This window comes from Roseibium alexandrii DFL-11 (assembly GCF_000158095.2).
Lineage (GTDB): Bacteria > Pseudomonadota > Alphaproteobacteria > Rhizobiales > Stappiaceae > Roseibium > Roseibium alexandrii.
On sequence record NZ_CM011002.1, the window covers coordinates 4,652,241 to 4,663,994 of the forward strand.

Below are 11,754 nucleotides of genomic sequence, written 5' to 3' on the forward strand. Positions count from 1 at the left end.
GGATGCGAAGGAAACGCCCATGAAACGGACCCCGATGCTGAATCGGCACATGAGTACGCTGATCGCCTCCCTCGGGCACATGGATGAAATCGTTATTGCTGACGCTGGTCTGCCGGTGCCGCCAGGCGTCTATGTCATTGACATTGCCGTGTCGCCTGGGGTGCCCGGCTTCTTTGATGTCCTGGATGTTCTGACGAGCGAATTGGTGGTTGAGAAAGCTGTTTTTGCCGAAGAGGCAAGTGCGGAACTCGCGACCGAAATCGAAGTCCGGTTGGCCCATTGGGCCGCGGAAACCGGCAAGCCGATCGAGCATGACCGGGTGCCTCACGAGGACTTCAAAACTCGGACGAAGCAGGCCCGCGCTGTTATTCGCACGGGCGAATGCACGCCTTATGCGAATGTCATTCTTGTCTCGGGTGTACCTTTCTAACAGCCTAATATACAGATTTGCCAACATCGAGCCCGCGCCTTATCAGCGCGGGCTTTTTTTGTTTTGTTTGAAGTGCTGGTCGAACAGCTGCAGGCGAGTGTATGCGTGGTAACGCTGTCGAGTTGGCGTGGCGGGTGCCGTTTGGATCTGTTCCGAAACCTTTCCAATCAAAGTTTCGTTTGTTTACCAGAGCCTTCCCGTTCTGCAAAAACGAATTTTCGAGTTTCCGAAACCGATTTTGTTGACTTCCGAAATCGGTTTTGGAACCATAATCGAAATAATACGCCTTCGGTTATTTGAACCGTAGGCAAGAATGAATTCGGGCCTGTTGGCCTTTGGGAGGAAATATGTCGGGTCACCGCGGGTCAGTGACGATTGACGACGTTGCGCGCCATGTGGGTGTCGCAAAGGGAACCGTTTCGCGGGTCCTGAACAACTACACCGACATTTCCGAGGCCACCCGCGAACGCATCCTCAAAGCCGTCAAGGATCTTGGCTATCAGCCTTCGGCGACTGCCCGTAACTTGAAACGCGGCCGGCAGGATACGCTCGGCATTGTCATTCCGGTAGGACATGGCAATGGCGCTGATCCATTCCTGTCTGAATTTATCGATGGGATCGCACGAGCTTTGGATGAACTCGGGATAGATCTCCTGGTGACAACCGCCCACTCCCGGGATCACATGATCGAGACACTTCAGCGGCTCATTGCCCGGCGGAAGGTCGATGGTTTTATTCTCACGAGAACCGAAGTTGAAGATCCGCGCATTGCGTTTTTGAGTGAGCAGGGCTTTCCCTTTGTCACGCATGGCCGGTCGCATCTTCCGGATACCCACGCGTGGTTCGACATCGACAATGAAAAGACCTTCGCCGATGGCGTGCGGCACGTCTACAGCCTCGGACACAGCCGCATTGGTTTTATCGGCGGATCGCTAGAGCTGAATTTCGCGCTCCAGCGGCGGGATGGCTACCGTGCCGGTCTCGAGGCGCTGGGCGTGCCTTTTGATCCCGCTCTTGAAACGATCGTGGACCTTGACGAAGAAGGCGGGCTGGCTGGAGCAGAACGGCTTCTTGCGGGCAACGATCTGCCGCCCACCGCCTTGTTGTGCGTGACAGACGCACTTGCGATTGGCGCTATTCAATATTGCCGGAAACATGGTCTGACCGTCGGTTCGGACGTTACGATCATCGGCTATGACGGGCTGCCATTTGGTGACTATCTCGAGCCCCCGCTCACCACCTTTTCGCAAAGTGCGTCGGAAGCAGGCAGTCGTGTTGCCCGCATGTTGATTGACGTTCTGGATGGCAAAGATCCGAAGACCCTCAAAGCACTTTCAGAAGCAACTTTGATCCGGCGTGCATCAGACGGTGCGCCGCTTAAAACACCGGAGGCACTGGCAGAAGTGCTCCGGTCCCGGCTGAACCAACAGCCATGACCTGGCAGTAAGGGAGACTGACATGATTGGGAGGAGCACTTTCCTGACCTCGACCATTGCGGGTGTACTCGCATTGGGTATTACGGTGGCTCAGGCGCAAACCCTGCGTTTTTGGACCACGGAAGAGCAGCCGGAACGGCTGGCGAAACAGGAAGAACTGGCCGCGGCCTTTAAAGACAAAACCGGCATCGAGGTTGATGTCATTCCAGTCACGGAATCTGACCTTGGAACCCGTGCCACTGCGGCTTTCGCTGCCGGTGACCTGCCGGACGTGATTTATCACACCCTGCAGTATGCGCTGCCTTGGGCAGAGGCCGGTATCCTAGACACCGAAGCGGCTACAGAGGTTCTGGAAAACCTTGGAACCGATACATTTGCGCCTGGCGCGGTGGCAATGGCCGCAGTCGAAGGTGGGATTGCTTCTGTGCCGGTTGATGGCTGGACGCAAATGGTCGTCTATCGCAAGGACCTTTTCGATGCGAATGGCCTCGCGGCTCCTGACAGCTACGAGAACATTTTGGCAGCGGTTGAGAAACTTCATAACCCGCCGGAAATGTTTGCATTTGTCGCAGCCACCAAGGTTGATGAGAACTTTATGAGCCAGGTGCTCGAGCATGTTCTATTGGCCAATGGCGTCAGCCCGGTCGGCAGTGATGGCTTCAAGCCGCTGGACGAGAAAAAGACGATCGAAGCACTCGAGTTCTATAAGGCAATTGCCGAGGCGTCTCCACCAGGAGATCTCTTCTGGAAGCAGTCTCGGGAGCTATACTTTGCTGGCAAAGCAGCGATGATCATCTGGTCTCCGTTCATTCTCGATGAGCTCGCCGGTCTTCGTGACAGCGCCCCGCCAACCATATCCGATGACCCGACTTCCAAAGAACTGGCCTCAAAAACCGGTATCGTGACAACCTTGAAGGGGCCGTCAAATCCGGATGGCGCTGCTTGGGGGGATGTGCGTTACTTCGGCATCACCAACGATGCGGACACGGACGCTGCCATGCAGTTCGTCGAGTTTTCTATGGATGACGGTTACATGTCGACCCTGTCGATCGCACCGGAAGGCAAGTTCCCGATCCGCCGAGGCACCAATGACAATCCGACAGCGTTTGTTGAAGGCTGGTCCAAGCTGCCGGTTGGTGTGGACCGCAAGGCGCCGTTGACCGATCTTTATGATGCGGAGACCATCAGCACGATTGTTTCTGGTCTCGACACGGCTGCGCGTTGGGGCGTCAAGGAAGGGCAGTTGTCTCTGGCCTCCAAGATCATCAACAGCCAGGCGATCAACCGGCTTGTCCGGGAATATATTGATGGCGAACGGGACGCGGCACAGACCGTTGCTCGGATGAACGAAGAACTGGCAAAGATCCAGTAACTCCATAATGGCCTGTGTTGTTTAAACACAGGCCAACCCCATCGGCCACCAACCCTCATGAAAAGAGGGCTTTTGCACTATGAAGTCTCGACGGGTTGAACCGTCGGGGCACAGGGACTTCTTGCCCTATCTCTGTCCGTTTGAAACTTGAGCAGGAAACCATGACCGCGCAGGACAAGACCATCGCCGAGCGCCGGCCGCCGAAAGGCATCGGACCGATGCAACGACGGGAGATGCGGCTCGCCTACCTGATGTTGGCGCCAACATTCCTGATCATTCTCGCCATTGTTGCAGGTCCTTTGTTTGCTAATTTCTGGATCAGCTTCAAGCCGGTTCAACTCGCTGATCTCCGGTCTCCGAGCGTTTTGGTAAACGAACGCATGCGCGGCAATCCGGAAAGTGCAGGCGATGTGGCGACACTCGAATACCGGATGCGCAACTCCTCGCAGGACAAGGAAATCCGCGATGTAGTTTTGCGGGATACCCTACCTGACGGGTTCGACGTAACGAACGTGCCCGAGGTTTGCGCGCTTCAGGGCGCGTCGATCACATGTGACATCGGCACTGTTCCGCCAAAATGGCGTGAGCGGTTGCGCTTTGAGGGGACTGTAACCGCGGCCTATTTGGCAGCCGACCGTCCCGAGCGGGCCAGCACCCCCGAGGTGTCGGGCGATGCAGACAATGTCCTTACAAACCTCGACTTCACCTTCGATAACTTCGTCCGGATCTTTGATGCAGATGAGTTTTGGTCGGTGCTGCGAGTGACATTCTATTACACGATTTTCGGGACTGCCGGAGCATTGGTGCTCGGGCTGTTCGCTGCGCAACTTTTGAATACGACGTTCAAGGGTCGCGGGTTTCTGCGCGGACTGTTCCTTTTTCCCTACGTCTCGCCGGTGATTGCCGTTGCCTTCACCTGGGTGGTTCTGTTTGACCCGTTTTCCGGAACCATAAACGCGCTTTTGACCAAAATGGGTGTCGTTGCGGACCCGATCAATTTCTTCGGTCAGCGGGCCGTGGAGTTTTCATTCTTCGGGATCCAGATGGAGTTTCCTCTGGCGCTTTCGACCGTGATCGCGTTTGAGGCTTGGCGCTATTTTCCCTTGTCTTTCCTGTTCATTCTCGCGCGCATGCAATCGCTCAACACAGATATCTATGAAGCGGCTGAAATGGATGGTGCAACGCCGTTGCAGCAGTTCTGGTACCTGTCCTTGCCGCAGTTGATGGGCATCTTGTCGGTCCTGTTCCTTCTCCGTTTCATTTGGACCTTCAACAAGTTCGATGACATCTTCCTTCTGACTGGCGGCAATGCCGGAACGAGAACGTTGACAGTTGATGTGTATGAACAAGGGTTTGCCCTGTCCAACCTTGGAGCAGGGGCTGCGGTAGCCGTGGTGATCTTTGTCGTCCTCGTTACCTTCGCGACACTCTTCCTGCACTTCTCACCCAAGGAGGAAGGCCTATGAGACCCGGCAGCATTCTTCTGATAGCCATCACGGGCCTTATCTGGGGCGTGACCGCCATGGTGGTGATTGGGGTCACCTTGACCCTTATCACTGGCGAAGTTGCTCTGCCTCAGGCGACGGCCGCCGGAGTGGCGGGCTTGATCGGAGCGCTGGTTCTGGTTTGGCGGCAGACTGCGGACATAAAAGGGATACCTGCCTGGGTGCTGTCCGCGGTCGTCCTAACGCTGGTTCTGCTGTTGGGTACGTTCGCAGCACCTTTCACTTTGCCTTTAAACAACGTTCCCTTTTGGCAATTGGCCGGACTGCTCGCGTTCGTTGCCAGCGTCACGGCGGCCAACCATGTGAGCCTCAACGGCGCAACTCTCGGGTCGATGTCCCGGTACGAACGTGAGGTTATCTACATCCGGATCTTCAAGGGAATTGGTTTTGTCGTCTTCACGATTATCGTCGCACTGCCTTTTTACGTGATGGTGATGACGTCGCTGAAAAGTCAGCAGGCGTTGCTTGCCAATCCGCTTGATCTGTCGATCGACCTATCGCAAGGACTTGACGGTCTCTTCCGGTCCTATGTCGAGCTCTTCACGCAGTTCAATTTCGGCCGCTATCTGATGGTCTCGGCCATCGTGTCGGTGGGGACCGTGATCCTGACGCTGCTGTTCTCGGTGCCCGGCGCCTACGCGGTTTCCCGTTTGCGGTTTCCGGGGCAAGCGCTTTTGTCCCGTTCGGTGCTCTTGATCTACATGGTTCCGGCGATTGTTCTGGTAATCCCGCTATATGCCGTGTTCTCACAGTTGGGCCTGCGCAACACGTTGACCGGTTTGCTGATTGTCTATCCAGCAACAACAATTCCGGTCGCGCTCTACATGTTGCAGGGCTACTTCCGGGGTCTTCCGTCCGAATTAGAAGAAGCTGGCCTGATGGACGGATTGTCCAGGCTTGGGGTGATCATGAAGATCACGCTGCCGTTGTCATTGCCGGCACTGGCCTCCGTATCGCTCTATGTGTTCATGATTGCCTGGAACGAGTTCCTGTTTGCTTTCATGTTCCTCGATGATCCGGACATTTTCACCCTTTCCCGCGGTGTGGTTTCGCTGAACTCTTCGGAAGTCCCACGCCAGCACTTGATGGCGGGGGCGGTGATCGCGACCGTTCCAGTTCTCTTCATCTTTCTTTGGTTCGAACGCTTCCTTGTCCAGGGCCTGACGGCCGGCAGTGTGAAGGGCTAACCAACTCATCAAAGAGCTCACAAGAAGCTCAAGGAGATATTCGTGTCACAGATTGAGTTAGACCAAGTCGCCCGGAAAATCCTGACGGACAACGACCAGGGCGGATACACGGTGCCGACAAAGGGGCTTTACCCCTACCAATGGAACTGGGATTCGGTCTTTGTTGCCCGCGGTTTCGCGACCTTCGATACCGACCGGGCCTGGCGGGAGATAGAGCTGCTCTTCGAAGGGCAATGGCGGGACGGGATGGTCCCGCATATCCTGTTCCGGAAGGACGACCCGAGCTATTTCCCCGGTCCATCCGTTTGGGGAACAGATGGCGGACCCATTCCAAGTTCAGGACACTCACAGCCTCCTGTTGCGGCAACAATCGTCCGGGACTTGCTGGAACTGGATGCCTCTGACGCCGCTCTGGATCGGGCGAAGTTGCTTTTCCCAAAAATCCTTCAATGGCACCGTTGGTTCATGGCTTACCGGGATCCAGACAACCTCGGTGTGATTGCTGTTATTCATCCATGGGAATCGGGGCGGGACAATCTTCCGGACTGGGATGACGCCTTACGCGGTGTCGAAATCAAGGATGTCGCTCCCTACGAGCGGAAAGACACCTCTCATGTCGACCCGGCCATGCGCCCGCACAAAGAGGACTATGACCGCTACCTTTCTATCGTTGCGGCTTGCCGGAAAGTGGGTTGGGAGCCTGAGAAGGTTGCCCGAACCTGTCCGTTTTTTGTAGCTGACCCCGGTATCACCTTCATCCTCTTGAGGGCTTGCCGCGATCTCCTGGCACTCGCAGACCGTCTTGGAGAAACTGCCGCGCAGCCGGAAGTTGAGGGGTGGATCAGCCGGATGGAAACGGGCGCTGCGCGCCTGTGGAATTCAGAGCTCAAGGCTCACGTCGCCATGAACCTGCGAACCGGGAAACAGTCAGACGGTGTTTCAAGTGCATCGTTCCTTGCGCCCTATGCAGGCCTCACTGACCCTGAGGTGTTAAAGCCGCTTCGGGAGCACTTCGACCGGATCAGCGCAAAAGTGCGATATCTGATGCCGTCCTACGACCCGGAGCACCAAGCCTATGAGCATTTGCGGTACTGGCGCGGCCCCGTCTGGGCGATGGTCAATTTCATGATTGCTCGCGGTTTCGCGGAAGCTGGTGATCCAGGCCGATCTGACAGGCTTCGGCGTGACACGGCGGCGCTCATTCAAACCGGCGGTTTTGCGGAATACTTCAGCCCGGAAACGGCAGAAGCCGCCGGTGGTGGATCATTCTCTTGGACAGCGGCGATTTGGCTTGCCTGGGCAAGACCATCGCAAGCAGATCAAGCGGCTTAAGGGGGCAATAGACATGGGTGCTATCCAGCTCAAGAGTATCGAGAAGTGGTTCGGTGACCTGCAAGTCATCAAGGGAATTGATCTCGATATCCAGGACGGAGAATTCGTTATCTTTGTCGGCCCATCCGGGTGCGGAAAGTCGACTTTGCTGCGTCTGATTTCGGGACTTGAAGAATCGAACCGCGGCGCAATCGAAATTGACGGCAAGGACGTCACCGCGTTGCCACCCTCCGGTCGCGGTCTTTCAATGGTGTTTCAGTCCTATGCGCTTTATCCGCACATGTCCGTTCGGGAAAATGTGGGCTTCGGGCTTAAGACCGCAGGCGTGCCAAAAGCGGAGATCGACCAGAAGGTCAATGCGGCCGCCGAAATCCTGAAGCTTGACGACTACCTCGAGCGCCGGCCCAAAGCGCTTTCCGGCGGTCAGCGGCAACGTGTTGCCATCGGCCGGGCCATTGTTCGCGAACCAAGCGCCTTCTTGTTTGATGAGCCGTTATCCAACCTGGATGCCGCGCTGCGTGTTGAAATGCGGTTCGAAGTTGCCCGGCTTCACAAGAGCCTTGGAACGACCATGATTTACGTGACCCATGATCAGGTCGAGGCGATGACACTTGCGGACAAAATCGTTGTCCTGCAGGCTGGCGAGATCGAGCAAGTCGGCTCTCCGCGCGAACTCTATGAGCAGCCCGACAATCTTTTCGTTGCCCAGTTTATCGGCTCTCCGAAGATGAATGTTCTGCCCTGTTCAGTAACAGGAGGTTCGTTCTCGCTCGACGGACATGGCGGTGGCCATTACCCGCATGGGGGTGCATCGGGAGCTCCTGTCAAACTTGGTATCCGGCCGGAACATATGCTGGTCGTTGCACCGGAAGAGGGACATTGTTCAGGGACCGTTGAGGTTGCCGAATATCTCGGGGCTGACACGTTCCTTTATGTCGCGCTTAATGGCCTTGATACTGTCCTTGTACGGATCAGCGGCAGTGAAGATTTCGCAGAAGGGACGCGCATCGGACTGAAGTTTGATGAAAGCCGGATGCACTTCTTTGACAAGGACGACCGAGCGATACGCACTGGCTCATGAGGTGTTTTTACAGCGTATACAACGCGGAATATCGGTTATAGGGTAAAGCATCGGTCGCGAACACTTCGATTGTGAAGGAGGTGGTGCTTACGATGACTATCCTGCGTAGCATCCTACTGGCTTTCGGTGTTCTTGTGAGTGCTTGCGTGGCCAATGTTCATGCCGCTAGTTTCCGTGTCACATTCATCAATCCAGGTGGCGACAGTGGCTTTTGGGGCCATGTTTCAAAGACCATGCAGGCGGCAGCCGCGGATTTTGATGTCGATCTTGAAATCCTGAACGCTGACCGCCGTCCATACTTCATGGAACAACTTCTTCAGGAGAGGCTCAGCCGGGGAGATCTGCCAGACTACTTTATTCTGGTGAATGAATTGCAGGAAGGTGCCCGGTTGATGCAGCTGCTCGATGGGCAGTCGGTTCAGACAGTATTTCTTCTAAACACGTTGACCAAGTCCCAGTACGGAGTTTTGAACGAGCGCGTTCAGTCCACAATTATCGGGTCCATTACACCGAACAATGAGTGGGCTGGTTATGAGATGGCTGAGTCCCTGATTTCCTTCGGAAAATCCGGTGGCGCAGACGGAAGCGGGTTAAGGATGCTGGCTCTGACCGGGGATGACAGTACGCCAGCGGCACTCGACCGGCAGAGGGGCATGGAGCAGGCTGCGGCTGACAGCGGCGTCGATCTGCTCGGTGCAGTTCCGGTCAATTGGAACGAAGACATCGCTTATGAAAGGGCAAAGACGTTTTTGAATCGGACGAAGGTTGATGCCATCTGGGGCGCGAATGATGCCATTGCCCTCGGAGCAAAACGGGCTGCAATTGAGCTCGGCATGAAACCAGGAGAGAATATTGCGTTCGCCGGGTTGAATTGGTCAAAAGCGGGGATGGAGGCGGTCAAAAACGGACAGTTGACCATGACGCATGGCGGTCATTTCTTCGCAGGAGCCTGGGTCATCGTGATGCTCTATGATTACCACAACCGGCCCGCACCCAAGAGTGCATTGGATAATGTGTCTTTCCAGATGTCCGCGATCACTCGGGATAACGTCAATCTCTTTCTGGAACGACTTGGTGATCAGAATTGGGCCAAGATCGATTTTCTCGGTTTCAGTCAGGTTATGACCGGTCTGGCGCAGTATGATTTTTCAGCAACTGCGATCTTGAATGCTGCAAAGAATTGAAGACGCAGCGTGAGTTTAGGGACTCAAATGCCGCGGGTCGTTTGTTCTTGCCTTGATTGAGTGAAACTGAAACCTTCCCGGATGATTCTGGAGGTGAGGTGTTTCATGAACAATAAAAACGAAACTCAGCAAAGCGGCTACGATCCTGAGGCTGAAGGCGCGGAAATGGCGTTCTCCGGCAAAATGTCGTACGGCGACTACCTCGGACTTGAAACGATCCTGAGCTCGCAAGCTCCGCTTTCGGATGCTCCGGATGAGCTGTTGTTTATTATTCAACACCAAACGTCCGAACTCTGGATGAAGCTGATGCTTCACGAGCTGGAAGGGGCACGGACAGCCATTGCCGAAGATCACATGCCAGAGGCGATGAAGCTGCTTGCACGCGTAAGCCGGATCATGGAGCAACTGAATTCTGCGTGGGACGTGCTCCGGACCATGACGCCAAGTGATTACACCCAGTTCCGGGATTCGCTCGGTTTGTCGTCCGGGTTTCAGTCCCTGCAGTACCGCCTGATAGAATATGCCCTTGGAAACCGAAATCTTGCGATGATCCGCCCGCATGAGCATGTCCCCGAAAACGTCGATCTTCTGCATCAGGAACTTGCCAAGCCAAGCCTTTATCAGGTGGTCCTGTCATTCGCGCAGCGGCAAGGGCTGGACGTTCCTGATCATGTGATTGCAGACCCATCGGACAAACCGCATGGTGAAGTGCCAGAAATCATGGATCTTTGGCAGAAGGTCTACCGGGACCCTGCACAATACTGGGCGCTTTATGAAGTGGGTGAAAAACTGGTCGACCTGGAAGATTATTTCCGGCGTTGGCGGTTCAATCACGTCACCACGGTGGAACGTGTGATCGGTTTCAAGCGAGGCACCGGCGGTACGGGAGGTGTGACCTATCTGAAGCGAATGCTGGAGGTGGAACTGTTCCCTGAACTCTGGCATGTCCGGACGGAACTCTGAGCGCACCTGGCGAGAAGGACGGTCAAACAGAAGAAGCATTGCCAATTCCAATCCTCGAGTTAAGCTGCTGATCAAGGGCCTGAAAAACAAGGTCCGGGAGCAGTTGAACAGAGGGGAAGTTCTGATGTTGAAGAGACTTGCGGCAACAGCAAGTGTGCTGGCCATGCTGAGCGGTGCCGCCGTGGCGGAGCCGGTCAAAGTTGGCATGATCACCACGTTGTCCGGTGGTGGTGCCGGGCTTGGTATTGATGTGCGGGACGGTTTCCTGCTTGCAGTGAAACAGGCAGGCAACTCCGACCTGGAAGTGATCGTTGAAGACGATCAGCGCAAGCCGGACGTGGCTGTGAAGCTAGCGGACAAGCTGGTGCAGTCGGAAAACGTTGACGTTCTGACCGGCATCATCTGGTCGAACCTTGCTATGGCCGTCGTGCCATCTGTGACCGCCCAGGGCAAATTCTATCTGTCGCCGAATGCAGGGCCATCAGCTCTGGCAGGTAAAGGCTGCCACCCGAACTATTTCAATGTGGCCTGGCAGAACGACAATTTGCACGAAGCAGCCGGTGCTTATGCCAAAGATCAAGGCTACAAGAACAGCTTCATTCTGGCGCCGAACTATCCGGCCGGCAAAGACGCGCTGACAGGTTACAAGCGTTTTTATGGTGGTGAGTTGGCTGGCGAGCTTTATACCAAGCTCGGCCAGACTGATTACGCCGCAGAGCTTGCTCAGATCCGGGCCTCCGGTGCTGATAGCGTGTTCTTTTTCCTGCCGGGTGGCATGGGGATTTCCTTCCTGAAGCAGTACGCGGACAGCGGAATCGACCTTCCGGTCGTCGGACCGGCGTTCTCATTCGACCAAGGCATTCTGCAAGCTGTCGGTGATGCGGCGATGGGTGTGAAAAACACCAGCCAGTGGTCAAAGGACATCGACAATCCGGCCAACAACGCCTTCGTTGAAAGCTTCCAGGCTGAATATGGCCGCCTGCCGTCGCTCTATGCGTCCCAAGGCTTTGACACCGCGAATCTTCTGCTGTCGGCGATGGCCAAGGCGGATGTGAAGGATGCAGATGCATTCCGCGCGGCGCTCAAAGAAGCTGATTTCGCGTCGACCCGTGGTGACTTCAAGTTCGGCGACAATCACCACCCGATCCAGGACATCTATGTCCGCGAAGTGATTAAGGAAGGCGATGTCTATACCAACAAGATCATTGCCACCGGCTTGAGCGACCATGCGGATGCCTACGCTGGCGAGTGCAGCATGTAAGAC

The 11,754-nt window shown here is 55.5% G+C and carries 10 protein-coding genes; all 10 read left to right on the forward strand.

Annotated elements, in window-relative coordinates; translation table 11 throughout:
• Window positions 1–19 precede the first annotated feature (19 nt).
• The 10 genes from rbsD to SADFL11_RS21550 all read left to right on the forward strand — a co-directional run bounded on the left by rbsD (window position 20) and on the right by SADFL11_RS21550 (window position 11,751).
• A complete protein-coding gene (rbsD, locus tag SADFL11_RS21505) occupies window positions 20–430 on the forward strand; it encodes a D-ribose pyranase (protein ID WP_040450994.1) in 411 nt (136 codons plus the stop codon).
• Between the two features lie 347 nt (window positions 431–777).
• Entirely contained in the window at window positions 778–1,866 is a 1,089-nt protein-coding gene (locus tag SADFL11_RS21510) for a LacI family DNA-binding transcriptional regulator (RefSeq protein ID WP_008195607.1), read from the forward strand.
• Window positions 1,867–1,888: 22 nt separating this feature from the next.
• Window positions 1,889–3,238, forward strand: coding sequence for an ABC transporter substrate-binding protein (locus SADFL11_RS21515; protein WP_008191966.1), 1,350 nt, complete (start codon window positions 1,889–1,891; stop codon window positions 3,236–3,238).
• Window positions 3,239–3,399: 161 nt separating this feature from the next.
• On the forward strand, window positions 3,400–4,704 hold the full coding sequence (locus SADFL11_RS21520; protein WP_209002676.1) for a carbohydrate ABC transporter permease: 1,305 nt from the start codon (window positions 3,400–3,402) through the stop codon (window positions 4,702–4,704).
• A complete protein-coding gene (locus tag SADFL11_RS21525; protein WP_008191737.1) occupies window positions 4,701–5,930 on the forward strand; it encodes a carbohydrate ABC transporter permease in 1,230 nt (409 codons plus the stop codon). Before SADFL11_RS21520 ends, SADFL11_RS21525 begins: the two co-directional genes overlap by 4 nt.
• Before the next feature lie 42 nt (window positions 5,931–5,972).
• Entirely contained in the window at window positions 5,973–7,262 is a 1,290-nt protein-coding gene (locus tag SADFL11_RS21530; RefSeq protein ID WP_008197092.1) for an MGH1-like glycoside hydrolase domain-containing protein, read from the forward strand.
• A 13-nt stretch (window positions 7,263–7,275) separates the two neighbouring features.
• Window positions 7,276–8,343 carry an ABC transporter ATP-binding protein gene (locus SADFL11_RS21535; protein ID WP_008195294.1) on the forward strand — a complete coding sequence of 356 codons (1,068 nt, stop codon included), beginning with the start codon at window positions 7,276–7,278 and terminating at the stop codon, window positions 8,341–8,343.
• 92 nt (window positions 8,344–8,435) lie between these two features.
• Entirely contained in the window at window positions 8,436–9,527 is a 1,092-nt protein-coding gene (locus SADFL11_RS21540) for an ABC transporter substrate-binding protein (RefSeq protein WP_134853106.1), read from the forward strand.
• A gap of 105 nt (window positions 9,528–9,632) precedes the next feature.
• Window positions 9,633–10,490: a tryptophan 2,3-dioxygenase gene (gene kynA / locus SADFL11_RS21545; protein WP_040452534.1), complete on the forward strand. Its 858-nt coding sequence runs from the start codon at window positions 9,633–9,635 to the stop codon at window positions 10,488–10,490.
• 124 nt (window positions 10,491–10,614) lie between these two features.
• On the forward strand, window positions 10,615–11,751 hold the full coding sequence (locus SADFL11_RS21550) for an ABC transporter substrate-binding protein (protein WP_040452532.1): 1,137 nt from the start codon (window positions 10,615–10,617) through the stop codon (window positions 11,749–11,751).
• The last annotated feature ends 3 nt before the right edge of the window (window positions 11,752–11,754 follow it).